The 26,899-nt window shown below is 45.1% G+C and carries 24 protein-coding genes, 4 tRNA genes and 1 other annotated feature; of the genes, 4 read left to right on the top strand and 24 right to left on the bottom strand.

Translation table 11 applies throughout. From position 1 onward, the window contains the following. Positions 1 to 93 precede the first annotated feature (93 nt). Positions 94 to 387, top strand: a complete 294-nt coding sequence (locus HGO97_RS06880; protein ID WP_216240564.1) for a hypothetical protein — start codon at positions 94 to 96, stop codon at positions 385 to 387. A gap of 181 nt (positions 388 to 568) precedes the next feature. Here the strand turns inward: HGO97_RS06880 and pdxR are convergent, their stop codons facing one another. After that, on the bottom strand, positions 569 to 1,972 hold the full coding sequence (pdxR, locus tag HGO97_RS06875) for a MocR-like pyridoxine biosynthesis transcription factor PdxR (protein ID WP_216240563.1): 1,404 nt from the start codon (positions 1,970 to 1,972) through the stop codon (positions 569 to 571). Between the two features lie 119 nt (positions 1,973 to 2,091). After that, the gene (locus HGO97_RS06870) at positions 2,092 to 3,759 is read right to left on the bottom strand and encodes a glutamine--tRNA ligase/YqeY domain fusion protein (protein ID WP_216240562.1); all 1,668 of its coding nucleotides are present in this window, start codon (positions 3,757 to 3,759) and stop codon (positions 2,092 to 2,094) included. A 193-nt stretch (positions 3,760 to 3,952) separates the two neighbouring features. Between HGO97_RS06870 and HGO97_RS06865 the strand changes: the two genes are divergently transcribed. Continuing rightward, positions 3,953 to 5,413 (top strand): sodium-dependent transporter, encoded by a 1,461-nt coding sequence (locus HGO97_RS06865; protein ID WP_216240561.1) that lies wholly within the window; start codon positions 3,953 to 3,955, stop codon positions 5,411 to 5,413. 25 nt (positions 5,414 to 5,438) lie between these two features. Here HGO97_RS06865 and HGO97_RS06860 read toward each other — a convergent pair whose 3' ends face one another. The 4 genes from HGO97_RS06860 to HGO97_RS06845 form a co-directional block, all read right to left on the bottom strand. Continuing rightward, entirely contained in the window at positions 5,439 to 6,137 is a 699-nt protein-coding gene (locus tag HGO97_RS06860) for an NUDIX domain-containing protein (RefSeq protein ID WP_216240560.1), read from the bottom strand. A gap of 188 nt (positions 6,138 to 6,325) precedes the next feature. Next, positions 6,326 to 7,804 carry a DUF4367 domain-containing protein gene (locus HGO97_RS06855; RefSeq protein ID WP_216240559.1) on the bottom strand — a complete coding sequence of 493 codons (1,479 nt, stop codon included), beginning with the start codon at positions 7,802 to 7,804 and terminating at the stop codon, positions 6,326 to 6,328. A 4-nt stretch (positions 7,805 to 7,808) separates the two neighbouring features. Further along, positions 7,809 to 8,324, bottom strand: a complete 516-nt coding sequence (locus HGO97_RS06850; protein ID WP_216240558.1) for an RNA polymerase sigma factor — start codon at positions 8,322 to 8,324, stop codon at positions 7,809 to 7,811. Between the two features lie 413 nt (positions 8,325 to 8,737). Further along, positions 8,738 to 9,079 (bottom strand): hypothetical protein, encoded by a 342-nt coding sequence (locus HGO97_RS06845; RefSeq protein WP_216240557.1) that lies wholly within the window; start codon positions 9,077 to 9,079, stop codon positions 8,738 to 8,740. A gap of 227 nt (positions 9,080 to 9,306) precedes the next feature. On the opposite strand from HGO97_RS06845, the gene HGO97_RS06840 reads away from it, so the two are divergent. Beyond that, positions 9,307 to 9,828 carry a DUF6512 family protein gene (locus tag HGO97_RS06840; RefSeq protein WP_216240556.1) on the top strand — a complete coding sequence of 174 codons (522 nt, stop codon included), beginning with the start codon at positions 9,307 to 9,309 and terminating at the stop codon, positions 9,826 to 9,828. 15 nt (positions 9,829 to 9,843) lie between these two features. Here the strand turns inward: HGO97_RS06840 and HGO97_RS06835 are convergent, their stop codons facing one another. Next, the gene (locus HGO97_RS06835) at positions 9,844 to 11,205 is read right to left on the bottom strand and encodes an MATE family efflux transporter (RefSeq protein ID WP_216240555.1); all 1,362 of its coding nucleotides are present in this window, start codon (positions 11,203 to 11,205) and stop codon (positions 9,844 to 9,846) included. Between the two features lie 146 nt (positions 11,206 to 11,351). Between HGO97_RS06835 and dtd the strand changes: the two genes are divergently transcribed. Next, on the top strand, positions 11,352 to 11,798 hold the full coding sequence (dtd, locus tag HGO97_RS06830) for a D-aminoacyl-tRNA deacylase (protein WP_216240554.1): 447 nt from the start codon (positions 11,352 to 11,354) through the stop codon (positions 11,796 to 11,798). A gap of 113 nt (positions 11,799 to 11,911) precedes the next feature. Here the strand turns inward: dtd and HGO97_RS06825 are convergent. The 17 genes from HGO97_RS06825 to HGO97_RS06745 all read right to left on the bottom strand — a co-directional run bounded on the left by HGO97_RS06825 (position 11,912) and on the right by HGO97_RS06745 (position 26,835). Then, positions 11,912 to 11,984: transfer RNA gene (locus HGO97_RS06825), tRNA-Thr, on the bottom strand. Positions 11,985 to 12,203: 219 nt separating this feature from the next. Beyond that, positions 12,204 to 13,232 carry a cell wall hydrolase gene (locus tag HGO97_RS06820; RefSeq protein WP_216240553.1) on the bottom strand — a complete coding sequence of 343 codons (1,029 nt, stop codon included), beginning with the start codon at positions 13,230 to 13,232 and terminating at the stop codon, positions 12,204 to 12,206. A 191-nt stretch (positions 13,233 to 13,423) separates the two neighbouring features. Further along, a complete protein-coding gene (locus HGO97_RS06815) occupies positions 13,424 to 14,080 on the bottom strand; it encodes an ABC-2 transporter permease (protein ID WP_216240552.1) in 657 nt (218 codons plus the stop codon). Beyond that, positions 14,077 to 14,925, bottom strand: a complete 849-nt coding sequence (locus tag HGO97_RS06810; protein ID WP_216240602.1) for an ATP-binding cassette domain-containing protein — start codon at positions 14,923 to 14,925, stop codon at positions 14,077 to 14,079. Before HGO97_RS06810 ends, HGO97_RS06815 begins: the two co-directional genes overlap by 4 nt. Positions 14,926 to 14,930: 5 nt before the next feature. Further along, on the bottom strand, positions 14,931 to 15,302 hold the full coding sequence (locus tag HGO97_RS06805) for a GntR family transcriptional regulator (RefSeq protein WP_216240551.1): 372 nt from the start codon (positions 15,300 to 15,302) through the stop codon (positions 14,931 to 14,933). A 128-nt stretch (positions 15,303 to 15,430) separates the two neighbouring features. After that, on the bottom strand, positions 15,431 to 16,042 hold the full coding sequence (locus HGO97_RS06800; RefSeq protein ID WP_216240550.1) for a sigma-70 family RNA polymerase sigma factor: 612 nt from the start codon (positions 16,040 to 16,042) through the stop codon (positions 15,431 to 15,433). Between the two features lie 117 nt (positions 16,043 to 16,159). After that, complete coding sequence (gene rlmB, locus HGO97_RS06795; RefSeq protein ID WP_216240601.1) at positions 16,160 to 16,930, bottom strand: 23S rRNA (guanosine(2251)-2'-O)-methyltransferase RlmB; 771 nt, start codon at positions 16,928 to 16,930, stop codon at positions 16,160 to 16,162. Between the two features lie 119 nt (positions 16,931 to 17,049). Then, positions 17,050 to 17,508: a Mini-ribonuclease 3 gene (locus HGO97_RS06790; protein WP_216240549.1), complete on the bottom strand. Its 459-nt coding sequence runs from the start codon at positions 17,506 to 17,508 to the stop codon at positions 17,050 to 17,052. Then, positions 17,493 to 18,899, bottom strand: coding sequence for a cysteine--tRNA ligase (gene cysS / locus HGO97_RS06785; protein WP_216240548.1), 1,407 nt, complete (start codon positions 18,897 to 18,899; stop codon positions 17,493 to 17,495). The genes HGO97_RS06790 and cysS overlap by 16 nt, the downstream gene beginning before the upstream one ends. After that, positions 18,886 to 19,602, bottom strand: a complete 717-nt coding sequence (epsC, locus tag HGO97_RS06780; protein ID WP_216240547.1) for a serine O-acetyltransferase EpsC — start codon at positions 19,600 to 19,602, stop codon at positions 18,886 to 18,888. The genes cysS and epsC overlap by 14 nt, the downstream gene beginning before the upstream one ends. A gap of 47 nt (positions 19,603 to 19,649) precedes the next feature. Then, positions 19,650 to 19,874 (bottom strand) — a binding site (T-box leader). 129 nt (positions 19,875 to 20,003) lie between these two features. After that, a complete protein-coding gene (locus HGO97_RS06775; RefSeq protein WP_330654196.1) occupies positions 20,004 to 21,149 on the bottom strand; it encodes a GNAT family N-acetyltransferase in 1,146 nt (381 codons plus the stop codon). Between the two features lie 10 nt (positions 21,150 to 21,159). Continuing rightward, the gene (gene ispF, locus HGO97_RS06770) at positions 21,160 to 21,717 is read right to left on the bottom strand and encodes a 2-C-methyl-D-erythritol 2,4-cyclodiphosphate synthase (protein WP_216240546.1); all 558 of its coding nucleotides are present in this window, start codon (positions 21,715 to 21,717) and stop codon (positions 21,160 to 21,162) included. A gap of 45 nt (positions 21,718 to 21,762) precedes the next feature. Continuing rightward, on the bottom strand, positions 21,763 to 22,116 hold the full coding sequence (locus HGO97_RS06765; RefSeq protein WP_216240545.1) for a hypothetical protein: 354 nt from the start codon (positions 22,114 to 22,116) through the stop codon (positions 21,763 to 21,765). Between the two features lie 152 nt (positions 22,117 to 22,268). After that, positions 22,269 to 22,342, bottom strand: a tRNA-Met gene (locus HGO97_RS06760). Between the two features lie 22 nt (positions 22,343 to 22,364). Next, a tRNA-Val gene (locus HGO97_RS06755) sits at positions 22,365 to 22,437 on the bottom strand. A gap of 294 nt (positions 22,438 to 22,731) precedes the next feature. Beyond that, a tRNA-Met gene (locus HGO97_RS06750) sits at positions 22,732 to 22,805 on the bottom strand. 274 nt (positions 22,806 to 23,079) lie between these two features. Continuing rightward, on the bottom strand, positions 23,080 to 26,835 hold the full coding sequence (locus HGO97_RS06745; RefSeq protein ID WP_216240544.1) for a phosphoribosylformylglycinamidine synthase: 3,756 nt from the start codon (positions 26,833 to 26,835) through the stop codon (positions 23,080 to 23,082). Between the last annotated feature and the right edge of the window lie 64 nt (positions 26,836 to 26,899).

The following is a 26,899-nucleotide window of genomic DNA, read 5'->3' as shown; positions in this document are numbered from 1 at the left end:
CCTAATTTACTTTCCAATATTGTAATTATCCTCAAAAAGTATTACAATAGAAAAGAATACTAGTTATTATCCCATAGAAAGGAGACTTATACATTGAAAAAGTTTTTAAAATGGTTCGTAAGTCTTGCGGCTATCGGTTCTGCAATTGGCCTTATTATAGCATATTTCTGCAAAGGCAGATGCGATGACTGTAACTGCGATGACAGCCAGGACTTTACAGAAGAAGACGATTTTGACTTAGACAGCGATTTACAGCCTGTTGGAGATAGGGGATACGTTCCGCTCAAACGCACGACGGAGGCTGCTGCCGAATCAACGGCAGAGGGTACTTCCGACCAGGAGGAAAAAGCTAACAAGGCTCCTGAACAAGAAGCAAAAGAAGAATAGATTTTGAATTTTCACAGGATTGAAACGGTATCACGTCTCAATCCTGTTTTTATTATACAGGAAAGTTCTTCGTACTTTCCTGTATAATAACCCCCCTCTGGGTAAGATGCGCACTTCGCGCAAGAGGAAGATGGCCGCAGGCGGCCGCGCTTTGGCGCAAGATTTCGGCCCGCCGAAATCTTTATTTCTTTCTCCATGCTTCATCCAGTATCTGCACCGCTTTTTCTATCTTTTCTTCATTCATATTCGCATACCCCAGCAGGATCGTGGCCCGTTCCTTCTCCTGCGGCTCAATGAAATATTCTGAAAGTCCATAGACCTTCACTCCTTTTTCTCCGGCCCGCCGGATCAGCTCCTCCTCTGTCATCCTATTTTGAAAATGAAGGAGAAGATGAACTCCTGCATTTTCCCCGGAAATTTCGCATCTGTCCAAAAGACTTTTCAAACAGCCCAGGAGAATATCGTGCCGGTTCTTATATAGGGCTCTCGTCTTGTTCAGATGACGTTCATAATACCCCTCTTTCAAAAATTTTTCAAGTATCATCTGATCCACCTTGGAAACAGTAGAACTCAGGAAACGGCTCCGCTCCTGATAGCATTTTAAAAGGGGGGGCGGAAGGACCATGTAGCTCATACGGATGGCTGGTGCAATGGACTTGGAAAAGGTTCCCATATAAATGACCTTCCCCCGACTGTCATATCCCTGCAGCGCGGGAATTGGTTTCCCCTTGTAGCGGAACTCACTGTCATAATCGTCTTCGATGATATAGCGTCCTTCCTTTTCATCCGCCCATTTCAGCAAAGACATCCGTCTTTTGATAGGCATAACAATTCCCAGCGGATACTGATGGGACGGCATCACAAATGCGATGTCTGCACCGGAATCCTCTAGTTTCCCGATTTCCATTCCTTTCGAATCCATATCTACTGTACAGACCTCATAGGAAAGACTTTTAAAAAGCCGGTATGCCTGCTTATAGGTCGGGTTCTCAAGGGCAACCTTGTGTTCCCTCCCAATTACGGTAGTCAAAAGCATGAGCAGATAATCATTCCCTGCCCCCACAATAATCTGTCCGGGCTGACAGTTCACACCTCTGGCCTGGTGAAGATAATCACAGATAGCGCACCTTAATCCATATTCCCCCTGGGGTTCTCCCAAACGGAACATCTCTGCCTTGTCATCCAGCAGGCATTCCCGGGAGAGCTTACGCCATGCATTATAAGGAAAGCTGTTCAAATCTACGCCATTGGGGGTAAAATCAAACAAATACTGCGGCTCCTTCCTGCGCGGCATATCATTCATACTGCGCGTCTCCGGCTTAAGCTGGTAGAGCTCATCAATCTGGGCCGCAAAATATCCCCTGCAAGGTTCTGCCTCCACATATCCTTCCGATAAAAGCTGCTCATATGCAAGCTCCACCGTACTGCGGCTCACCTCAAGGTATTTGCTCAATGCGCGGGTGGAAGGAAGCTTTTCGCCGCTTTGAATCCTCTTAGTCTGGATATCCTTTTTAATATAATTGTAAATTTGTTCATATAACGGGACTTCTGATTTTGGCTGAAGATTAATAGTCAACTCATTCATCCTGTCACCCCCATGTCTCTGTCATCATCTCTGCGGTCAAGCATTTTTTCAATCATCAAAGGGACAGGTCCTCTTTCATGTGAGACCTGCCCCTTTCTATTCTTTTACCCGTTCATAGACTATTTCGGCAATTTAAACGAACTCTTTAAGGAAACGATTCTATTAAATACAAGCGCATCTGGCTTGGAATCCTTCGCATCGATGCAGAAATATCCATTTCTCACGAACTGGAAGCTGTCATATGCTTTTGCATCACCGAAGCTCGGCTCTACATAGCAGTCTTTCAATATGGTCAAGGAATTCGGGTTCAGGTTCAGAGAACCATCCTCCTTGTTATATACTCCCTTCTCCTCGTCTACCAGATTCTCATACAATCTGACCTCTGCCTTCTGTGCAAACGGAGCCGGTACCCAATGGATCGTTCCTTTTACTTTTCTTCCCGTAAAGCCGCTGCCGCACTTTGTCTCTGGATCATAAGTACAGTGTACTTCGATCACTTTGCCGTTCTCATCCTTTACAAAGCTTTCACATTTTACAAAGTATGCATGCATCAAGCGGACCTCATTGCCCGGGAAGAGACGGAAATACTTCTTCGGAGGCTCCTCCATGAAGTCTTCCCTCTCAATGTAAAGCTCACGACAGAACGGAACCTTCCGAAAACCAAGCTCTTCATTTTCCAGATTGTTGGCTACATCCAGATACTCCACTTCTCCTTCTGGGTAATTATCGATCACAAGCTTGATCGGATCTAATACTGCCATCATACGAGGCTTCTTCATCTTGAGGTCCTCGCGGATGCAGTACTCCAGCATCGCATAATCCACAGAGCTCTGGCTCTTGGAAACGCCGCACATATCAATGAACATCTTGATAGATTCTGGTGTAAATCCTCTTCTTCTCAAAGCAGCGATGGAAACAAGACGCGGATCGTCCCATCCATCCACAATGCCGTCCTCGACAAGCTTCTTAATATAACGCTTTCCTGTCACAACATTGGTCAGGTACAGCTTTGCGAACTCGATCTGTCTCGGCGGATTCTCGAATTCACATTCCTTTACTACCCAGTCATACAGCGGTCTGTGATCTTCAAACTCCAATGTACAGATCGAATGGGTGATTCCCTCGATTGCATCCTCCAAAGGATGGGCAAAATCATACATCGGATAAACGCACCACTTATCTCCTGTATTATGATGGCTCATGCGGGCAACGCGGTAGATGATCGGGTCTCTCATATTGATATTCGGTGAGGCCATATCGATCTTCGCACGGAGCACCTTCTCCCCATCCTTGTACTTGCCGTCCCTCATATTCTGGAACAGCTCCAGGTTCTCCTCCACAGAACGATTCCTATAAGGACTGTTCTTTCCAGGCTCTGTCAGAGTTCCTCTGTATTCTCGAATCTCTTCCGGGGAAAGATCGCAAACATAGGCCTTCCCTTTCTTGATCAACTTCACCGCATATTCGTACATCTGATCAAAATAATCAGATGCGAAGTAAAGGTGATCCTTCCAGTCAGCCCCCAGCCACTTGATATCTTCCTTAATAGACTCTACGAACTCCACCTTTTCCTTCGTCGGGTTCGTATCATCAAAACGCATATGGAATGTTCCATCATATTCCTGTGCCAGCCCATAATTCAAAAGAATAGACTTGGCATGTCCTATATGCAGGTATCCATTCGGCTCTGGCGGGAATCTTGTACAGACGTGATCATACACGCCCTCCGCCAGATCCTTATCTATCTCCTGCTCAATAAAATTTTTAGAAATTGTATCGTTTGCCATGGTTTCCTCCTCATGTAGTAACATTCTGCCAATTATCTTACCATAAAATGTATGCCCCGACAAGGACTGGAAAACAATATTTTATTTCCTTTTTCTCAATTCTGTGATATACTGTTTTGGTTTAAAGCGGCAGTGGATTAAAAAGGGTCAGTCCCTTTTGCGCTCCGTTTTCTGAAAATTAGGGAGGTTGTTTATGAAAAGAGAAAAATTTGGTTCCCGCCTTGGTTTTATTCTGGTATCAGCGGGCTGTGCGATCGGGCTGGGAAATGTATGGAAATTCCCGTATATGACCGGGAAATTCGGCGGGGCAGCTTTTATCCTGATATACTTGGTCTTTCTGGCGATTCTGGGAATGCCGATTATCGTCTGTGAGTTCAGTGTGGGACGTGCCAGCCAGAAAAGTATCGCCACATCTTATAATGCACTGGAGCCTGAGGGCACACGCTGGCATTTTACGCGCTGGTTCGCCATCGCGGGCAATTACATATTGGTCATGTTCTACTCTATGGTCGGCGGCTGGATGCTGTACTACTGTTTTCGCATGGCAAAAGGGGACTTTACAGATGTCACTTCTAAGCAGGTCACCCAAAGCTATGACCAAATGCTGGCTTCCCCAGGAACTTTGATGATTTGGACCGTAATCGTAATTCTGATTGCATTCGGCATTTGCAGTATTGGACTGCAAAAAGGTGTGGAAAAGATCATGAAGGTAACTATGCTCTGCCTCCTTGCTATCATGGTTGTGCTGGCAGTCCGCTCTATTACTTTATCTGGTTCTGCAGAGGGGCTGCGCTTTTATCTTGTACCTGATTTTCATAAAATGGTAGAAAACGGCATCGGAAACGTCATTTTTGGTGCAATGAGTCAGGCCTTCTTCACCTTAAGTATCGGAATGGGCGGAATGGCGATTTTCGGTAGTTACCTGGATAAATCCCGTTCCCTGACTGGTGAGTCCTTGAGTATTGTAATCCTGGATACATTTGTTGCCCTGGTAGCCGGTCTGATCGTCATTCCGGCCTGCTTCGCATTTCATGTAGAGCCTGCTGCCGGACCGGGACTTGTATTTATCACCCTGCCAAATATCTTCACACAGATGACTGGCGGAAGAATCTGGGGCTCTTTGTTCTTCCTGTTCCTATTCTTCGCAGCGCTCTCTACTATCGTAGGAGTCTTCGAAAATATCGTTTCCTTCGGAATGGACTTATTTCATTTCAGCAGAAAAAAATCTGTGGGCATTAATATTCTGCTGATTGCAGTCCTCAGTATCCCTTGTATTCTGGGATTCAGCGTCTGGTCGGACTTCCAGCCGCTGGGAGCCGGGACAAATATCATGGACCTGGAGGATTTCCTGGTATCCAACAATATCCTGCCGCTCGGGTCAGTGGTATACCTGCTTTTCTGCACCCATAAAAATGGCTGGGGATGGAAAAATTTTATCCAGGAAGCCAACAGTGGGCAGGGCATGAAGTTTCCAGAAAAGGTGCGCGGTTATATGACCTATGTGCTCCCCTGGGTCGTTGTGATCATCTACCTGAAAGGTTATTATGATATGTTCAGCGGACAAAGCACGGCCATCTTCGTAATCTGGATGGTAATCGCATTTTTATTCCTCGGAATGATCCTGATGGTTTCCAGAGCGAAGCCTAAGAAATAAATGTGAGCAAAAGGGCCTGATTCCTTTACAGTCTGCCTCGTAAAACAGTCAATGCCTGTGCTATGATTGCCGCATGGTCGGCGGCAATCATCCCCTTTTTTTCGACCATGAACTTTTCTTCCCTAATCAGACCTTTCCGCAGGATATGGAGGACTTTAGCCGTAGTATCCAATTCCTTCTCTTGATTCACAAAATGCAGAAGATACCTTCTGGTAATATCTGTATCCCGGGAAATCTCCTCCACAGTCTCTATCGATATTTGACACCAAACTGCATCCGCAGCATCATCCCCTGCCTTGACCTGCACATCCCGTTCATCGACCAGCGCCATATAGGCTGTCGTTATGACCCGGGCCCTTGGGTCTCTGTCGTAATCCCCATATGCTCCGATCTGCTCAAGCGCCAGGTCCTCTACTCCTGTCTCCTCCATGAGTTCCCGTCTTGCCGTATCGTCCAGATTTTCTTTCAAATCTATGAAACCTCCCGGAAGAGCCCAAAAACCTATCGTCGGATGGTTGCTTCGTTTTACCAGCAGAATCTTTAATCCTTCCAGAGATGGTCCCAGCTCTCCCATACAGGAAAACACGACCGCGTCTGTGGTACAACTGGGGGTCTTATATCGATACGGATCGTAAGCCTCCAAAAATTCCTCCAACGTCTGTCCTGCAGCATTTCGCTCTCCTGTCCCGTAAAATGGTGTGATATCTTCTAAAAATGACGGCATATTTTACCTCCTGCGTTCCCGCTCTTGTGATTGCTGTCTCCCCGGTCCCGTGTGTCTTATCCTTATCCTTTCAGGATGCCGGGAACAAAAATTGTCCATATTATAAAATAGAGACAAGGAATTTTCCTCGTCCCTATTTTATTATTATATGAAATTAATATGCCCCTGTAAATCATTTCTGTATCATCTTACTTCGTGATCTTCACGTAAGGAGTCGCCACGATTTCCTCTGCGGATGCCACTCCCTGATAAAATTCCAGGTATGCATGATCCAGTTGGTCCTCATCTATGACATAAATGAGCGTATATTCTAATTCTTCTCCTGCCTGAAGGGGTCTTATCAGAGCAGCTTTAATCCGGTCAATCCCTTTTGTATGATATATCTTATCAAAATATACCGGAAAGCTGCTAAAATTCCCAGACTCCCACTGTAATTCATAGCTTTCATTCCCTTTGAGGAAGTAAGAAGACGGATAAGAATAATTTCCATCTTCTCTTGGTTCCAGCGTTGACAGATCTGGTGCCATACTGACTCCATAATCATCCTCTGTGCCGGCTCCTGTTTTCCCGTGATTGACCGCCTTCATCTTCACAACGATATACTTCGATGCAACATCCTTCTCCAAGACTGCATCCGCATCAGTTGATGTCCGTTTTCGATATCTGTCATGTGGTTTTAATGTACCATCCGGGTTCACCCACGGTGCCATCTCATCGGCATAATTCACATAATTTTCTGCCGGATATTCATCCAGAGACAGTGCATCCTTTACCTGGATATCCTCTACCGTATATCTGATATCCTCGTATGCTCTTGATGTTTCGACTGGATTCTTTACTTCCTGACCAATCTTAAAAATCTGATCCTTTGAGACTCCTGCCTCCACCTTCTTATCCTCGGCCTCCTGAAACATCTTATCTGCCTTTTGTTCCTCAGCAACATCTTCGTCAGATGTATATGGAACCACCGTATCCAGAACTGTCACCTTCACACCCTTAGCGACTTTAATCATTTCATCCGCGGACAAATCACTTTTACTCCATACACAGACCATGTACCCATTCTCTTCATTAAACAGATAAATATCTTTTATCGTCTTATCACTGTCCGTATAAAAATCATCACTGACGAAAACATCTGTCTTCATCCCACTGATTTCCAGACTCTTAAGATTTTTATCCTTCTCCAGATTCTGAAAAGGCAGCTCTCCTTTTCGTTCAAGATCATCCAGTTCTGCTGCATTATAAGAGTACACACTGATATCTCCTCCTGTATTCTCATTCTTCCATTTCCCGCCTTCTGGATCATTTACATTCGCAGGTACATAGCCATCTGGTATATATGTGGGCTCCACTTTAACTGCATGTGCTTCTTTTGTCCTGTCTATTTCAAACTGATAACCTACCTTGTTGTCCCCTTCGTCTACGAGATACGCATTCAAAAACTTATTCGCGGCAAACGTCACAATGGACAATCCTGTCACCATTGCCGCAACAATCGCAACCGCTGCCAGAGCTCTATGCTTTTTTGTATACTTCATGGTCACCTTTGTATCTATCCCGATTTCCCTGTAAGCCCTGGAGATTCCTTGATCCACTGCTTTTGGAATCTCGACCTCACTCTTTAGGATTCTTTCTATTTCCTTCTTTGAATACTCCTTTTTCACTTTATTACCTCCTTGAACTCACAGGCTCCAGCTTGTATATTTTCTCGAACTGCCGCCTGCCTCTGACAAGTCTCGTTTTCACGGTATTCTCCTCCAGCTCCAGAATCTGGGCGATTTCCCTGATTTTAAACCCTTCTGCATAATACAAAAGCAATATGATCCGGTATTTCTCATCTAATTCCTTCATAAGGTCCTCAAACTCGCATTCTTGATAAGCCATACACATATCCCCCTGTTCTGGAAACACTTCCTGAAGAGATTCCTTCTTCTCCATACGAAGGATATCATTACACTTATTTATCAGAATCCGAATCAGCCATGTCTTAAAGTATTTTGGCTCTTTTAACCCGTCAATCTTCTCATAACATGTAACAATCGTCTCCTGTATGGCATCTGCAATATCTTCTGGAGAGCGCAGATAACTTCTTGCCACCTTATACATATCCTGCTTTTCGATTTCCATTAACTCTAAAAAAGCTTGGTCATCCCTTTTTTGTGCCCTTTTAATCAGATATTTCAAGCGGATTCCTCCCTTCTTTATCCCTGCTGGTTCCCAAACTGGTACACATAAAAGCATCCGCCGGCGTCCTGCCATCCGTAATACCAGTCCTTATTTTCTTCCACAGCTCTGGCTGCATACCCGCCCAAAGGGCATATACTATTATCTGCCTCCCAGGTATACTAATTAGACGGGATGAAGACTCAAATTGTTTCATGTCGATTATTTTTCCTTCATATCGCTCTATTTTTGTTCTATACTATAAAGAAAAGGCAGTCTGCATGTCCTTTCTCCATGATTGAAAAAGGACTTTGCAGCCTGCCTCTTATATGTACCAACACAATAGCATTGTCCTGCACCTCCAGGACCTGTCTCTATATGTGGTCACCCCACACTCATTTTCTTTTTCTCTTTTTAATAATTCCCTTCAAAACCTATTCCTTAAGCTTCCACAGATAACTTTCTATCCCTGATACAAGCTCCAGAAACCGGCAGTTCAACTCCTCCTTTTCCACCGGATTCTCAACACAGATGTCAAAATCCGGTATTCCTATCAATGTTTGATTTGCCGCTGACCAGTCTCTCTTTAGCAAATGGTTCATCTGTTCCCAATCTTCATAGTGAACAAGACGGCATATTTCCAGATTGTTTTTCATATTTTCTATAAATCTGGAAAAATAGGGGATTTCCTCGATATGAAGCTCTTTTACAAAAACCGAAAGTTCTTCCAAAAGGTTCTTCAAAGGTTCAAGTTCTTCCTTCGTAAGGCCTCTCATAGCGCCCCTCCTCTATCTCAGCCTATACCCGTAAAACACCTTAGATTTTCTATAATTATATCATAGTCTCATAGCCGTCTCATTACTTTCCGACTTTATTTTACAATATTCGACAAATCGTAGCGTTGCCTGGATGTTTATAAACAAAGATTTTTGTCCATACTATTTTAAAAACAGGTCTGATAGAATTCATTTTTTAAAAAATAATACTTATGGAGGTTTACCTCATGAAACGCTTTTATCGGAAACATAAAAAACTATGTATCAGCTCCCTGATTGGAATCCTTTTTGTCGGTACAGTCGGGAGCCTGCTCCACTTTGTCTATGAATGGTCCTCTTACCAATTCCTTGTCGGTCTGGTCACCCCAGTCAATGAGTCCACATGGGAACACATGAAGCTGCTTTATTTTCCTATGCTGATCTATTTTCTGGCAGAATTCTGGTTCCTATACAGGTCCTATCCGCACCTTCTCAGGGCCGATCTGGCAGGTGTCCTGGCAGGTACGCTGCTGATTCCCATCCTCTTTTATACTTATACTGGAATCATCGGAAGCCATAACCTTGTGCTGGATATCCTGACATTTCTCATCAGCGCTGCTATTGGAATTCTAATCCGATGCCGCCTGCTTCTCTCCGCCGGAAGGAAAAGATACACTTTTCTATATTTCATCGGAGTGCTGATACTGGGCGTATGTTTCCTGATCTTCACCTATTATCCACCGGATATCGGCCTGTTCGCCATCCCCTAAAAGATACACCGCACTTTAAGAAGTGACTTGATTGATTCCCTGTCCCACCTTTGGCATCCATTTTCCTTTCCATCCATAGAGCAGGATCAGCACCGCCCCCACCAGCCAGGATGTAGGGTAGACCATCATCAGCAGATCCAGGCTGTGCTTGTATGCCATACTTCCCCAGATCCAGACGATCCGATAGAGACATAATGAAATCAAAAAGACGAACATTGTCTCCATGGTCTTGCCCGCACCGCGGATCGTTCCTGAAAGAATCTGCAGGATGGCAAGCATCCAATAAAATGGACAGAAGAACTTCATAATATACACACCACAGTTCACGACCTCCATGTTCTTCGTAAACACACCAATCACCTGTGGAGCAAATGCCAGCAAAAGAATTCCAGTAGATACCGTATACACGACTCCCATCGCAACGGAAGTCACCATACATTTCTTTACCCTGTCAAGCTTTCCTGCCCCAATATTCTGCCCCGTAAATGTGGTCGCCGCCATACTGATGCTCAGTACTGGAAGCAGATTAAAGCCGTCAATCTTGATATAGGCCGCAAATCCAGCCATCACAACAGCCCCAAAGCTATTGACCGTCGACTGCACGATGACATTCGAAAGTGAGATCACAATATTCTGTACACCCGTAGGCAGTCCAATTCTCAAAATCTTCCCCAACAAATTGTCATAGAACCGGATTTCCCGAATCCTGACCTTATACATCTCATCTGTCCTCGTCAGGAACAAAAGGATGAAAATACAGGAGAGAAGCTGGCTGATATCTGTTGCCAGTGCCGCACCAATAATTCCCATTTTAAACACCACTACGAACAACAGATCCAGGACAATATTCGAACATGCGGCAATCAGCAGATATACGAGTGAACGTTTGGAGTTCCCCACCGCATTCAGAATTCCCGCAGCCATATTATAGATGACCGAAAATACAATTCCGCCGAAATATACCTGCAGATAAATCGATGCCTGCGCAAAGACTTCTGACGGCGTCCCCATAGCTCGCAGAATCAGAGGAGTCAATAGTACCCCGACTACGGTCATCACAATACCTGCGGCAATAGAAAGAGCTACAGTCGTATGTACAGCTTTTCTTAAACCCTCTCTATCCTGTGCCCCAAAAAATTGAGAAATGACGACTCCCGCACCTGCAGATGCTCCAATACAGAATCCGATCAAGAGGCTGACAACCGAACTGCTCGCCCCCACGGCAGCCAGAGCCTCGCTCCCAATATAATTCCCAACAATAATAGAATCCACTGTATTATAAAGTTGTTGGAACAGATTCCCCAAAATCAATGGGATTGCAAAAAATAGCAGTTTTTTCCAGATTGTGCCTTCTGTCATGATTGTTGTCTTCTTCATAAGTAAAATCTCCCTCATTCTCAATTCATACCTGGAAATCCCCGGCAAAGTACTTTTTAGAAAGCAGACTTTTTTAGATTTCCTTATAGACTTTATTCTACCATAAGTATAAAATAAAGTCTGTAGTAAAAGGAGGTATTTACCATATGAAATTTGTAATACAAAGAGTCACACAAGCCTCTGTGACAGTGAATCAGGAGGTTATCGGAGAAATTCAGAAAGGATTTATGGTATTGATCGGGGTTTCTGACAGTGACAATGAGGAGATCGCAGATAAAATGATCCGCAAGATGACCGGCCTTCGTATCTTTGAAGATCAGGACGGGAAGACCAATCTCTCCCTGGCCGATGTAGACGGAAGTCTCCTGCTCATCTCCCAGTTCACCCTTTATGCGAACTGCAAGAAGGGCAACCGTCCAAGTTTCATTGAAGCTGGAAAGCCAGAGAAGGCCAATGCTCTGTATGAGTATATCATCAAAAAATGTAAGGATATCGTGCCGATCGTCGAGACGGGAAGCTTTGGTGCTGATATGAAGGTGAGTCTTGTCAATGACGGGCCATTCACAATTGTACTGGATTCTGAACAGCTTTAGAAATCGTATCCTGATAATATTTTAAGAGTCTTCCTGTTCGGGAGGCTCTTCTTAAATTTCTAAAAAAGAAAAAGACCTCCAGAAAGTCTAACTCTCTGAAAGTCTCTATATAAAGCTGTCGAGCGGAATCGAACCGCCGACCTCCGCCTTACCAAGGCGACGCTCTACCGGCTGAGCCACGACAGCCTGCGCGTATTTCCTACGCAACGGTATTAATATACACTAAAATCACTCTACTTGTCAATAAGATTTTTCAAATATTTTTCCAAATATCCCACATGAAGTGTTCTCCTTGTGTAAGATCACACATAAGCTCGTCCGAGACCAATTAGAAAGCCTGACGAAACCTTTCATCCTTATGATAAAAAGGGTTCCGTCAGGCTCTTACCTGATTTTTCTTCTACATTACCAGCTCTGGAAAAAGACGTTATTCCCTACGTTGACACCGCCCTTATTGGTAGCGCCTGCATAAAGGAAGAAATAACAGTCTGCCACAGCCGCAAGTCTTGCACCATTCAAGGCATCCTTTGCCACCTGCAGGGACAGATCACTTGGTCCCCTCGAAAGTACTGCATCAATGCTTCCTTTGGTAACTGGCTCAAACTGATTCGATGCATACACCACTTCTGTTATTGTGTTCGGGAAACGGGAATCATTGACCCTGTTCATAATCACTGTAGCAACAGCTAAAAGGGAATTATAATCCTGATATGCCTCGCATTCAAGAATTGCTGCTAGTAAAATCGTCTCACTTCCAGATACAGACATTGCACTCTCATGTATAACTCTTCCATCTGTATTCATTATAACAGTCCCAGACGCTTCTACCGCCTCCCGCTGCATCTGCGCTTTGAGTGCATCCAAATCTGTCGATGTCTCATCCGCCTTCTTCTCAAGCTCCTTCTGCTGCTCGCCCAGCTCCTTCTTCAAATCACTTAAGGCCTTCTTCTGTGCCTTTAGGGTCTTCTCTTTCGCCTCAATATCATTGCTGATCTCGGTCAGCTTGTCCAGCATCTCCCGGTCATAATCACTGACGTTCTGGACAAATTCCGCCTTATTGAGGAAGTCTGTCATATTCTCTGCTGAGAAAAGCAACTCTAACAAGGTGGCATCTCCGGTCTCATACATATACTTGATTCGTGCCTTCATGTCCTCATACTGCTTCTCCTCGTCCTTCTTCGCAGCACTTAAGGAATCCTCGGTACGCAGAATCTCCGCGGACATCATCTCTGTCTGCATCTCAATGGAAGCAATCTCTTCACTGATGGAAGCTAGCTCCTTATTAATCCCGTCTAATTCTGACTGCAGATTCGCTGCTTTCTCCTGTGCGGATGAAAACTCCTTTGCCTGTCCTAAAACTGGCGGACATACCAGTGCAATCAGACAGATAAGAGCAATTCCCGCATTAAGCTTTTGTTTCGAAAATCGTTTCATAAAATAGAGATTCCTTTCTGAAAAGTCGTCTGTTCAGATATTATACTACAAGATTGCCCGGGACGCAATTTCTAAAATCAAAAATCCGCGGAGGCACCCTCAAAAGGCTCGCTTTTCCGCGGATTTCCAGGAATTATAAATTTTTACAAAAGCGGATATTTGGCATCTGCTTCTTCCATTCCCTGATATAGTTAAAATTGTTTCTTTACAATGATCTTTAAGGATACGGAGTAGGAAATTACCCACAGTACTGCACAGAACGTAAGGATTGCTCCTAACAGACCTGCAAGGCCCATTGTTGTCAGGTTGCTGATCATCTCTTCCAGAGGGATTCCCAGCGATTTCAACACAAATCCAATGACAAAACCGATGACTACAATCACTCCCATCACTCCAAACATGGCCATCCGGCCCTTATCTGCCCCGAATTTTAACTGAACGGGCAATGTAAGTCCCAGAAAAACAAGTGCAAAACACAGCATGACCGGCGCAGATATCAGGAGCTCTGTCAGGTCCTCCCCTGGATTTTTAATCGTCTGATATATCACGGATATTCCAGTTGAGACTGCCCATGGAATCACGGCTACCAGAATTCCAAAAACATATTTTTCAAGTACATACTGTTTACGGGTGACCGGAAGGGTGAATAAAAACGCATTGCAATTGTCAAATTCATCGTAGCTGATGGTGCTCAGTGTAAACATAGAGAACATCAAAGTACCATAACTGATTGGAATAATAGGACTTCCCTGCATGACCATAAGCAGAATTCCTATGATAAATATAGTAATGAAAAAATTGGTCTGGCTTTTTAATAGCTTAAAATCCTTGATCAATAATCCTTTCATTTTTCTTCCCCCCTTATCATCATTGTGATGACTTCGTCAATATTTCCTTTTTCCACGGTTATTCCGCGATAATTGTCCAGATAATACTGCTTCTCATTCGTCAGGCAGCTATATCCATAATGCTCCTTTTTCCGCTTCAGGATATACCGCTTATCCAGCTTATCATACTCCTGTGCTGTTACCTTGAGTACGCCATAATCGCCGAGAAGCCGGTCGGTCTCCTCATGCATGATGATCTGTCCGTCATGGATCATATAGATATCGTCGCACAGTCCTTCCAGGTCACTGGAAATGTGGGAACTGATCAGAATAGAAGCATCTCCCTGTTCCATATATTCCCTCATCAGGTCTAACAGTTCATCTCTGGCGATCACGTCCAGACCTGCTGTCGGCTCATCCAGAATCAGAAGCTTTGCATTGTGTGACATCGCCACCAGCACCTTGAGCTTCGCCTTCATACCTGTTGAGAATTCCTTTATCTTCCTATCCATAGGAATACTAAAATGTCTGCATTTTTTCAGGAAATCGTTCTGGTCAAATGCAGAATACATACTGGTGAGAATCGGAAGAATATCCTTCACCGTCAGATATCCACTAAAGCCGGAATCTGACAGGACCACACCGATCTCTTCCTTGTCTTTTGCAGAAAGGCTCTTGATTTCTTTTCCAAATACCTCTATCTTCCCGCCATCTGTATTAATAAGGCCCAGAATCGCTTTAAATGTAGTACTCTTCCCGGCCCCATTCTGGCCGATCAACCCAGTTACACAGCCCTTATGTACTTCAAGGGAACATTTTAAGTCAAATTGTTCATAATGTTTTTCAACATTTTCTAATTTCAGTATCATCGTTAGTCCTCCAAAATGATTTGAAACAGGTCTGTAAGTTCCTGATTGCTCATACCACAGCTTCTGCCCTTCCTGATGGCCATCTCAAGGTCAGCTTCCACTTCTTTCTTCTTTTCTTCCAGCATGAATTCCTGGTTGGCACATGAAACAAAACTCCCCTTTCCGTGAACAGTTACAATAAACCCCTCCTGTTCCAGCGCGTCATATGCCTTCTTTATGGTCAGTGCACTGACCCTGAGTTCCTTTGCCAAGCTTCTGACAGACGGCAGCATCGTGTCTTCTGCCAGTTCTCCCTGCATGATCATGGTCCTGATCTGTGTCTGAATCTGTTCATAGATCGGCTGCATGGAAGAATTATTAATGATTAACTTCATGGCAATCCTCCTTTGTTCATAAACAGTATATAACAGTATATAACTGTTGTCAACTGTTATATACTGTTTATTTTATTTTTTGAAAATTAAAGCACAGAAGGTTTTCTGTTCCCCTCTGTGCATTACAACTATTCCAGAAGTTTTCCTGCTTTTCCCCGGATTCTCTGAAGCGCATTATCGATGGCCTTGGGACTCTTTCCCAAAAGCTCTGCAATGGTCCGGTAATCAGTCCCCATCAGGTGAAGATACAGGACATGATTCTCCAGAGGGCTCAAGTTCTGCTTTAATTCATCTACAAAAGCCTCTGTAAACTCCTTTCCGAAATACAGAGTCTCCGGGTTGTTCTCCTTCTCCGGCTCGATCGTATCGATCAGTGGAAGCTTCTTTTCCTCATCCGTGCCCTCTCCTTCTTCATACAATGATATATAGGAGTTGAGCGGAATATGTTTCTTCCTCTTGGAGGCTTCGATTGCCGTGTACATCTGTCTTGACACACACATCTCTGCAAAAGTGGCAAAGGAGGCCTTTTGAGAAGGGTCAAAATCGCGCACTGCTTTAATTAATCCGATCATTCCCTCCTGAATCAGGTCTTCATTCTCCCCGCCGATGAGATACATTGCCCTCGCTTTTTTACGGACCATGGTTTTATACTTTACCATGAGATAATCCATGATTTCTGACTCCCCATTCTTAAAATCCTGGATCAACTGTTCATCTGGTATTACATCGTACTTATTCATCCGCATTACCCTCTCTGTTTCCCTCTTACAAAACACAGTATTTTCGAAATGGACGGCATAGAAACAATGTCCTTGTTTCCAGCCGCCCTGCTCAATCACACCTGCTTTTATTTTATTCTATTTCATCCTCTGGCGCACGATCTCATAAGCCAGTACACCTGCTGCCACAGATGCATTCAGGGAGTCGATTTCCCCCTTCATCGGAATACTTGCCACAAAATCACACTTCTCCTTGACAAGACGACCTACACCCTCGCCTTCATTTCCAATCACAAGCCCTATGGGGCCTGTCAGATTTAAACGGTACATGGACTCTCCTCCCATATCCGCGCATACGAACCAGAGTCCTCTTTCCTTTAATTCTTCCATCGTCTTTGCCAGATTCGTCACTTTTGCTACGGGAGTATAATTCAGCGCACCCGCTGATGTCTTCGCAACCGTAGCAGTCAGTCCCACGGCTCTGCGCTTTGGAATTATCACACCATGTGCACCTGCCAGATTGGCCGTACGAATGATGGCTCCCAGGTTATGTGGATCCTCGATATTGTCCAGAAGAATCAGGAACGGGTCCTCCCCCTTTTCCTCTGCTTTTTTGAACATATCTTCAATCTCTGCATACTCATATGCCGCTGCGTAAGCAATCACGCCCTGATGCTTTCCCGTCTCTGATAGTTGGGAGAGCCTGTCCTTTCCCACAAAATTCAGGATTGTGTCGTGCTTCTTCGCCTCTCTGATAATCGTCCTGATCGGACCATCCTGACAGCCGTCAAGGACAAACACCTTATCGATCGGCTTTCCAGAACGGAAGGCTTCCAATACCGCATTCCTTCCCTCAATCACCAGAGTGTGTTCTTTATTTTCCCATTCATTTTTCTGATTTTCCTGCATCTTATTCTCCATTTTCTTAGACTTTAGTCCGATTTTTCTGTTTTTATGACTTCTTTTTTGCTCATGGCTTTTCTATCGTCCATTTTACATCAGCCTTTTAAATCTGACTTTTCCACTTTTTACTTCTGTTCAAAATATTCCTCATCGAGACTGTCCAGTCCAATCTTCACCAAGTCCATGACTCTCTGATATTCTTTCTTTAAATACAGATATCCAAGCAGCGCCTCGAAACCGGTGGCTCTCCTGTAATCTGTGATAGACTGGTTCTTAGCCGGAGAAACGGACTTCGCATTCCTGCCCCTTCGATATACGGCGTGCTCTTCCTCTGTCAGATGCTCCTGCATCTTCCGCATCATCAGTGATTGGGTCGAGGCCTGTACGAATCTACTCGTCTCTTCATGCAGCTTATGTACCTGCTTATTCCCACGGCTGATGATCATAGTCTTAATGATCAAATCATAGATGCAGTCTCCGATATACGCCAGAACAAGAGGTGAATAGCTTGCGGCATCCACCTCTTGAAGATTTAAAACTTCCTGTATATAATCATGAAACTCAAAATTTACGCTTTTTTCCATTTTACTCCTTCTCGTGTATCTTCCAGAATAATTCCTTTTGCAAGAAGTTCATCACGAATTTCATCGGCTCTCGCAAAATTTTTAGCCTTTCTTGCCGCCTGACGTTCCTCGATCAGGGCCTCGATATCTTCGGCAAGCATTTCTTCTTCCTTCTCCACGATGATTCCCAGGACATCTGTCAGCTTTAAGATCAAATCCAGCAGTCCCTGCAGATATTCTACAGAACTTTCTGCATCCGCCGTTGTATTGCAGTACTTCACAAGGTCGAAGATGGATGCAATGGCATCTGCCGTGTTAAAATCATCGTCCATGGCTCTCTCAAAAGCATCCACGAATTCCTGAGTCTTGGCAAATGCTTCTTTTTCAGCCTCTGTCATCTCTTGAGTCTTTGCTGCTCCAAGAAGGAACTTTAAGTTCTCTGCTGCGGTAACAATACGGTCGAGCCCTGTCTTTGCAGCCGCCATCAGATCCGCGCTGAAATTCAACGGTGTACGGTAGTGTGCACCTAACATGAAGAAACGCAGCACCTGCAGGTCATATTTTTCACTGATTTCTCTGACAGTGAAGAAGTTTCCAAGAGATTTGGACATCTTCTTATTATCGATGTTCAAAAACGCATTGTGCATCCAGTATTTTGCAAATTCCTTGCCGTTGGCCGCCTCGCTCTGTGCAATCTCATTCTCGTGATGAGGAAATACAAGATCCTCTCCGCCCGCGTGGATGTCGATCTGCTCGCCCAAATACTTCTTGGACATCTCAGAGCACTCGATATGCCAGCCCGGACGTCCCTCGCTCCACGGAGACTCCCATGCAGGCTCTCCTTCTTTTTTCGGCTTCCACAGCACGAAGTCCAGGGAATCTTCCTTCTCGTCCTGACCTGTCACTAACAGTGCGCGGCCCCCTGACTGCAAATCATCCAGATTCTTGTGGGAGAGCTTCCCATACTGCTCGAATCTTCTCGTGCGGAAGTATACGGTACCATTCTTCTCATATGCATATCCTTTATCGATCAGCGTCTGAATCATATCCACCATCCCGCAGATTTCTTCGGTCGCCAGTGGATTCTTCGTGGCCGGCTTTACATTCATGCCTTCCATATCCTTTTTGCACTCTGCAATGTAACGCTTGGAAATCTCCTCGGCAGTCACGCCCTCCTCGATTGCTTTCTTGATGATCTTGTCATCCACATCCGTGAAGTTGGACACATAATTTACATCATAGCCCTTATATTCAAAATATCTCCTCACCGTATCGAATACGATCATCGGCCTTGCATTTCCGATATGGATAAAGTTGTAGACGGTCGGTCCGCACACATACATCTTTACCTTACCTTCCTCCAAAGGTACAAATTCTTCTTTTTTCTTAGACATTGTATTATATATTTTCATCGTTCTTCTCCTCTTTCTTTTCGTTTTTTATCTCGCACTCTGGCTGTATCATACATCTCATATGCTTCTCCATCTCCTTGAGCTGCTTATACAGACGGAGATTAGCACTCTGCAGTTCCCGGATGTCATTTAATACCGGGTCAGGCAGGTGAATCTGATCCATATCCACACGCGGCACCTTCTGATCGCCCATCTTCACAATACGTCCAGGCACACCGACGACCGTACAATTCGGCGGAACCTCCTCCAGGACAACGGAACCGGCACCGATCTTGGAATTCTCTCCGATTTTAAAGGAACCCAGAATCTTTGCTCCCGCACTGACCATGACATTATCTCCCAGCGTCGGATGCCTTTTTCCCTGTTCCTTTCCGGTACCGCCAAGCGTCACTCCCTGATACAAGGTCACATTGTCACCGATGATCGTTGTCTCACCGATGATCACACCGCTTCCATGGTCAATAAAAAGCCCCTTCCCGATTGTCGCTCCGGGATGAATCTCGATCCCCGTCTTCCTGGCTGCCCTCTGTGAAATCCATCGGGCCAGGAAATAATGCTTTTTCAGGTAAAGCTTATGGGCCACTCTGTATCTTAGTATAACTTTAAAACTTGGGTAAAGCAAGACTTCCATATTCGATTTGATTGCAGGGTCACGTTCCCTGATGACCTGAATCTCACTCTTTATATAAGATATCATTCCCATAACATATTCCTCCATTCTTAAAGAAATAAAAAAGACCCCATCTCTACATTAGAGACGAAGTCATATCCGCGGTTCCACTCTATTAAAAGAATCTCTTCTTTCACTCAATGCATATAACGTATGCCTTACGTACCCTGCTACTTAGGATTCCCGTTTGCAGGATCAGCTCCCGGACGCACTTCACAGATTCTTCCCTTGAGACTGCTTACAGCCGGTGACAGCCCCTCTCTGAAAGTTCCAAATCAGTTACTCTTCCCGCTCAATGCCTTTACTTTCGTATAGATATAAATATATATTATTCAAACTTTCCCAATTTGTCAATAAATTTCGAAAATGGAGAGCAAAAGGATCAGCCCCCTGTTCAACAAGGAATGACCCTTTTGCTCTCCATGTTCAGAATACTAGACTATTTCATTTAAAAACACACGTTCTAATGTCTGGATTTTCTCCAGTTCCTGTCCCAGCCTATCCGGTATAATGACATCTGTTTCCCCGCGGATCTCTTCTACCGTCTTATATCCGAACAAAAGGCTTGTCAGAGCACTGATCGTGATTACTCCCTCTGAATCCTCTGTCTCCCGCACCTGAATATCACGGTCCTCCTGACCGCCTGTTAGTTCCCACACCCGACTGTTCTTCGTGATGATCGAATCCAGTACGGCGAAGGAGCACTTCAGCTCTTCCCCATCCTTTACCTTCATCGCTGATAACAGCGTCTCCAGATGAAGAATCCGTGCCATGATGACAGGCACTTTTTTCCCAGAACGATTCTGATGATCTGCGTAGATCTTAACCACTGCATCGCTTCCCAACTTTAATGCATAGACCGCTTTCTGGAATTCTTCCTCATACTCTGGAAGATAGAGTGGTTCTCTGATCTCCACTGTATTGTCCTCACAGGCATATGCAAATAACCCGACCAGATTTCCATCTTTTCTAAGCAGCTTTACTCCTCCGTTCTCGCTTTGCTGCTCGAAAATCATGGTCTGATAATACATTTCATCCCGCACAGCGAACACCTGGTATTGCTCTGCAAAATTGGCACGAAAGAACTCTGCCATGGCTGCCGAATCCCGCATGGACGCATCTGTGCATTCCACTGCCAAAGCCCCGCTTTTGCCCTGACTTTCATACTGCTCCTGAGCATAGATGAAACGAAAATCATATGGGGTATAGATTGCTTCTGCCGCAGGCATTAAAAAAGTGAACGGCTCTTTTGCGGCATACATATCCAGCATAGACTTTCTCAGCAGCTCTCCCATATATCCCCGTCTTCTATAATCTTCCTCCGTTGCTACAGCAATGATATAATTGCACGCGAACTGTTCGTCCTCAATTTGAATCAAATAAGGATTCAACTGCAGCATGGAACGGATCTGACCATCTTCCTCGATCACATAGATCTGATTATCTCTGGTTTTGATAAAATAATAGTAATCCAGAAATTCCTTACTGTCCTCTGAAAATACTTTTTCCCACAGGCCTCTTGTCAGGCCGTGCTCATTTACCTCAAGCTTCCGAAGCTGCATATCCTTATCCCTTCCCACATCTTAATTTCTACAGTACTTCCTGATTTTTCTGGCAGCCCGGACAACTACCGCACCCATCTTCATTCGGTGTCACATCATAACTGCTGTAATTTATAATTTTTTCCAACGCACAAATTGCTTGGGAAGAAATTCCTTCTCCCGTCCCCGTAAAACCAAGTCCTTCCTCTGTCGTCGCTTTCACATTGATCTGATCTGCAGAAATCCGAAGGGCCTCTGCCATATTTTCCCGCATCTGATCGATGTATGGGCGCATCTTCGGCCTCTGTGCAATGATCGTCGCATCAATATTCTCTATAATATAATGATGTTCATCCAGAAGTCCTGCCACATGCTCCAGCAGCCTGATGCTCGAGATTCCCTTATACTGCGGATCCGTATCCGGGAAATGCTTTCCGATATCCCCTAAGGCTGCCGCCCCCAACAGTGCATCCATGACCGCATGCAGCAGCACATCTGCATCAGAATGTCCCAAAAGTCCCTTCTCATATGGAATCGTCACGCCTCCCAAAATCAAATCTCTGCCCTCTACTAATTTATGAACATCATATCCCATACCAACACGCATGTCACAGTCCTCCTTCTCCTTGCTCGTCATTCATAATCGCTTGCCTTAATCATCCTCTTTTATATCATTATCTTCTACATTTTCAGACTCACTATACGCAGCCGTCTCATTCTCATCAATAAACTTAGTTTCTTCACTATCATCGGATTCGTCCTCATATGAGTCATCTTCTACGCCATCCAAATCTTCTTCTGATTCTTCATTTTTTAATGCCAATACTTTTTTGATCGCTGAGACCGCGTACAAGACCCCGATCACAATAAAGATTCCCGCCATAAACAGCACGAACACCATATTCCCCGGTCTTTCCGCCATAACTCCTGTAATGAGCTTGATTCCCAGATAGGTAAGATATAAGCCGACTACGATCCGCAGCACATACCAAGATTTTTTATTCATCGCTTCTTCCTCCGCTTTATTTTTCACTCTCTGATTCTATCATAAAATGATGTTGATTACCAGATTAGAGTGTGAAAAGAGCTCTGTGAAACCGGATCCTAGATTCCTACATGATAAAAAAAGAACTCCAGTCTAGTACTGGAGTTCCTAAGTAGCGGAAACTGGATTTGAACCAGCGACACCACGGGTATGAACCGTGTGCTCTAGCCAACTGAGCTATTCCGCCATATACAGTTTTTAGATAATTATGGGACCTATAGGGCTCGAACCTATGACCCTCTGCTTGTAAGGCAGATGCTCTCCCAGCTGAGCTAAGATCCCATATTCTTTTGCTTCCTGCAGTTGATTACTTGTCTCATCCGCAGCTCGCTTTGCTATTATACTATTAACTCTCACCAAATGTCAACATCTTTTTTAAATTTTTTTCAAAATTTTCTTTTAAGAAATGCTGCCATCCGGTTACTGTTCATTCGCAAGCTTGACACTTGCTGTCAAGCTATGCGCCAGAGCTGACAGTAGGATGAATTTCAGCCCCATGCATCGAAGATGCATTTAAAATGGGCTGAAATCGTAACTGTGCACAGGATACCTGTGAACAGTTACGCCATCCGGCAATAGCGGAAACTGGATTTGAACCAGCGACACCACGGGTATGAACCGTGTGCTCTAGCCAACTGAGCTATTCCGCCATATTTTATCTGCTCAACGCGTTCCCGCATCTTACTTTGCCATTATACTATAATCTGCCAGGAATTGTCAATATTTTTTTTATTTTTTTAATTGTTTGAACAATGATGTGTTTATCCAAACAATGCCATACTCTGCACTGTATAGTATCTGAATCCTCTACGTCCAGTAAAATCCACCTGTAAAAGCAACAGGACAGGCGCCTTACGGCGCCCCGTCCTGTCCCTTACACAAGCATTTTGATTACTCAGCTGCCTGAACGATTACACTTTTCTCTTATTTAAAATACTTCACACCTGACTCGAAGATCTTGAGATCCTGCTCACCGTAGATATTGATTGCCACGGAATCGTCTCTTCTCTCGGAATGCGCCATCTTGCCCAGCACACGTCCGTCTGGGCTTGTGATACCTTCGATTGCACGGTAGGAGCCGTTGACATTCCACTCTTCATTCATGCTAATCACGCCGTCCGGGTCGCAGTACTGTGTAGCCACCTGACCGTTTGCAAACAGCTTGTCAAGCCACTCTTCGCTGGCAACAAATCGTCCTTCCCCATGGGAAGCCGGGTTCGTGTAGACACCGCCAAGCTCTGCTCCCTGAAGCCATGGGGACTTGTTGGTCACTACTTTTGTGTAGACCATCTTGGAGATATGGCGTCCGATGGTGTTGTATGTCAATGTCGGAGAATCCTCTGTCTGTCCCACGATTTTACCGTAAGGAACGAGTCCAAGCTTGATCAGTGCCTGGAATCCGTTGCAGACTCCAAGTGCAAGACCGTCTCTTTCATTTAACAGCTTCTCAACTGCCTCTTTGATCTTCGCATTCTGGAATGCAGTTGCAAAGAACTTCGCGGAACCATCCGGCTCGTCACCTGCACTGAATCCACCTGGGAACATGATCATCTGTGCTTGTGCGATTGCTTTTTCAAACTCTTCCACTGAATCACGGATATCAGCGGCATCCAGGTTCTTGAATACCTTTGTGATGACCTTAGCACCTGCACGCTCGAAGGCTCTCTTGCTGTCGTATTCACAGTTCGTTCCCGGGAATACCGGAATAAATACGGTCGGCTGCGCAATCTTATGACTGCAGATATGGATATCCTTTGTATCATACAGCTTCTCTTCCAGCACTTCATCGCTGTCTGCGGAAGAACGGGTCGCAAATACCTTCTCCAGAGTCTCTGTCCATGCTTTCTCTGCCTCAGCCAGTGTGATGACTGTATTGCCATAGGTAAATGTCTGATCCTCTGTCACTTCACCGATTACCGTATAAGTAATTCCAAGCTCCCCTACCTTATCAGCCGGAACCTCTGCAATAATATCACCAAATGCCGGAGCGAACAGTTCCCGTGCATCCATGTTATGTTCCACCTTTACGCCCAATGCGTTACCAAATGCCATCTTGCTGACAGCCGCAATCACACCGTGACGGTCCAGAGCATAGGCAGATACGATTTTTCCGCTGTGGATATCGTCTGCGAACTTGCCGTACTGATCCATCAGCTGGCTGTATACCGGCAGGTCATACTCATCCTTCTCGATTCTCAGCCATACGATCTTATTGCCTGCTTTCTTGAATTCAGGAGTGATGATCTCATCCTCTGTTGCCATATCCACGGCAAAAGAAACCAGTGTCGGCGGTACGTCGATATCCTGGAAGGTTCCTGACATACTGTCCTTTCCGCCGATTGACGGCAGGCCGAAACCAAGCTGTGCACTATAAGCACCAAGCAGTGCAGCAAACGGTTGGCTCCATCTCTTCGGATCTTCTGTCATCCTGCGGAAATATTCCTGGAATGTGAAACGAATCTTACTGTAATCTCCGCCTGATGCCACAATCTTTGCCACAGACTCTGTCACTGCATATACAGCACCGTGATATGGACTCCAGCTTGACAGGTATGGATCGAATCCATAGCTCATCATGGAGACGCTGTCTGTCTTTCCGTTCTGTACCGGAACCTTTGCAACCATAGTCTGTGTCTCAGTCATCTGGTATTTACCGCCGTGAGGCATGAACACAGAACCTGCTCCGATGGAACCGTCGAACATCTCCACGAGTCCCTTCTGTGAGCATACGTTCAGGTCTTTCAATACATCCAGCCATTTTTCTTTCACATCGGCTACGTCTTCTTTGACGAACAGATTTCCTTCTTTTCCTGGAATCTCAACTTCTACCGTGGTCTCCTGATGAGCCCCGTTGGTATCCAAAAATGCACGGGAAATGTTCACGATTTCGTTGCCTCTCCATACGAGCACCAGTCTCGGCGACTCAGTTACTACAGCAACCTCGACCGCTTCCAGATTCTCTTCCTTGGCAAATGCGAGGAACTGAGGTACATCCTTCGGATCAACTACAACAGCCATTCTTTCCTGGGACTCTGAAATCGCGATTTCAGTTCCATCCAGGCCAGCATATTTTTTCGGAACCTTGTCCAGGTCAACTCTCAGTCCATCAGCAAGCTCACCGATTGCCACGGACACACCGCCTGCACCAAAGTCGTTACATTTCTTGATCAGCTTACTTACTTCTTCTCTTCTGAACAGACGCTGAATCTTACGCTCTGTCGGTGGGTTTCCCTTCTGTACTTCTGCGCCACAGGTCTCAATGGACTCTTCTGTATGCACCTTGGAAGAACCTGTTGCACCGCCACAGCCGTCACGTCCTGTACGTCCGCCTAATAAAATGATGATATCTCCAGGATCAGAAGTCTCTCTGATAACTGCGCGGCGCGGAGCTGCACCTAAGACAGCACCAATCTCCATACGCTTTGCCACATAATCTGGATGATAGATTTCCTTTACTGCTCCTGTTGCCAGACCGATCTGGTTACCATATGAGCTGTATCCTTTGGCTGCACCGCGAACCAGCTTCTTCTGTGGCAGCTTTCCTTTTAACGTATCCTGTACGGACACGGTCGGGTCTGCTGCTCCAGTCACACGCATTGCCTGGTATACATAGGTACGTCCTGACAGCGGATCACGAATCGCACCGCCAAGGCAGGTTGCAGCTCCACCGAACGGCTCGATCTCTGTCGGATGGTTGTGAGTCTCATTCTTGAAGTTGATGAGCCACTCCTCTTCCACACCGTCGACCTTGATCGGTACTACGATACTGCATGCATTGATTTCCTCGGACTCTTCCTGGTCTGCAAGCTTACCTTCCTTCTTTAACTTACGCATTGCCATCAGTGCCAGATCCATCAGGCAGACGAACTTATCCTCCCTGCCTGCAAAAATCTCACTGTGGTCCTTCAGATACTGATTATATGTGTTCACGATCGGCTCTTTATAATCGCCCTCTCCGAATACAACATCCTTTAATTCTGTTGAGAATGTAGTGTGGCGGCAGTGATCTGACCAGTAGGTATCCAGTACTCTGATCTCTGTCATCGTCGGATCTCTGTGCTCTTCCCCATTGTAATAATTCTGGATATGCTGGAAATCCCTGAATGTCATAGCCAAACCTAAAGAATCATACAGCTCTTTGAGTTCAACCTCCGGCATTGTCTGGAAACCGTCAAATACCTTCACATCCTCTGGCTCTTCAAAAACAGTCACCAACGTCTCCGGCTTCTCCATACCTGTCTCTCTGGAATCTACCGGGTTGATACAGTGGTTTTTAATTGCTGCGAATTCTTCCTCTGTTACTGTTCCTTCTATTACATATGTGGTTGCAGTCTTAATGACCGGCTTTTCATCCTCTTTGATGAACTGTACACACTGTTCTGCGGAATCCGCTCTCTGGTCAAACTGTCCCGGAAGATATTCTACGGAAAACACATGACTGTTCTCTTCCATCGGGAATGTCTCGTTGTATAAAACATCGACCGGAGGCTCCGCAAAAATACCATTGCATGCTTTCTGAAAGGTCTCCTCTGAAATATTCTCCACATCGTAACGAATCAGGACACGTACTCCTGTCACCGTACTGATTCCCAGGTAATGCTTGATCTCGTGACGCAGTTCCTTCGCCTGCACGGCAAACTCCGGCTTCTTCTCCACATACACACGTTTTACATTGCTCATTATAGAATCTCCTTTGCATTTTATTCTGTCGCAGCTTCCTGCGCTCTTATCTTCTGATACAAAA

It is taken from the genome of Faecalicatena faecalis, from assembly GCF_012524165.2.
GTDB lineage: Bacteria > Bacillota > Clostridia > Lachnospirales > Lachnospiraceae > Faecalicatena_A > Faecalicatena_A faecalis.
The sequence above is the reverse complement of the archived record's forward strand: the minus strand, read 5'-3'. Positions and strand labels throughout refer to the sequence as shown.

Bases quoted from the DNA above. Each gene is read 5' to 3' on its own strand.
- HGO97_RS06840 (WP_216240556.1), top strand. From the start codon at position 9,307: ATGAAACGCTTTTATCGGAAACATAAAAAACTATGTATCAGCTCCCTG.
- HGO97_RS06805 (WP_216240551.1), bottom strand. From the start codon at position 15,302: ATGAAGTTAATCATTAATAATTCTTCCATGCAGCCGATCTATGAACAG.
- HGO97_RS06870 (WP_216240562.1), bottom strand. From the start codon at position 3,759: ATGGCAAACGATACAATTTCTAAAAATTTTATTGAGCAGGAGATAGAT.
- HGO97_RS06845 (WP_216240557.1), bottom strand. From the start codon at position 9,079: ATGAGAGGCCTTACGAAGGAAGAACTTGAACCTTTGAAGAACCTTTTG.
- HGO97_RS06815 (WP_216240552.1), bottom strand. From the start codon at position 14,080: ATGAAAGGATTATTGATCAAGGATTTTAAGCTATTAAAAAGCCAGACC.
- HGO97_RS06860 (WP_216240560.1), bottom strand. From the start codon at position 6,137: ATGCCGTCATTTTTAGAAGATATCACACCATTTTACGGGACAGGAGAG.
- rlmB (WP_216240601.1), bottom strand. From the start codon at position 16,930: ATGCAGGAAAATCAGAAAAATGAATGGGAAAATAAAGAACACACTCTG.
- dtd (WP_216240554.1), top strand. From the start codon at position 11,352: ATGAAATTTGTAATACAAAGAGTCACACAAGCCTCTGTGACAGTGAAT.
- cysS (WP_216240548.1), bottom strand. From the start codon at position 18,899: ATGAAAATATATAATACAATGTCTAAGAAAAAAGAAGAATTTGTACCT.
- pdxR (WP_216240563.1), bottom strand. From the start codon at position 1,972: ATGAATGAGTTGACTATTAATCTTCAGCCAAAATCAGAAGTCCCGTTA.
- HGO97_RS06820 (WP_216240553.1), bottom strand. From the start codon at position 13,232: ATGAAACGATTTTCGAAACAAAAGCTTAATGCGGGAATTGCTCTTATC.
- epsC (WP_216240547.1), bottom strand. From the start codon at position 19,602: ATGGGAATGATATCTTATATAAAGAGTGAGATTCAGGTCATCAGGGAA.
- ispF (WP_216240546.1), bottom strand. From the start codon at position 21,717: ATGCGTGTTGGTATGGGATATGATGTTCATAAATTAGTAGAGGGCAGA.
- HGO97_RS06745 (WP_216240544.1), bottom strand. From the start codon at position 26,835: ATGAGCAATGTAAAACGTGTGTATGTGGAGAAGAAGCCGGAGTTTGCC.
- HGO97_RS06790 (WP_216240549.1), bottom strand. From the start codon at position 17,508: ATGGAAAAAAGCGTAAATTTTGAGTTTCATGATTATATACAGGAAGTT.
- HGO97_RS06865 (WP_216240561.1), top strand. From the start codon at position 3,953: ATGAAAAGAGAAAAATTTGGTTCCCGCCTTGGTTTTATTCTGGTATCA.
- HGO97_RS06800 (WP_216240550.1), bottom strand. From the start codon at position 16,042: ATGAATAAGTACGATGTAATACCAGATGAACAGTTGATCCAGGATTTT.
- HGO97_RS06835 (WP_216240555.1), bottom strand. From the start codon at position 11,205: ATGAAGAAGACAACAATCATGACAGAAGGCACAATCTGGAAAAAACTG.
- HGO97_RS06765 (WP_216240545.1), bottom strand. From the start codon at position 22,116: ATGAATAAAAAATCTTGGTATGTGCTGCGGATCGTAGTCGGCTTATAT.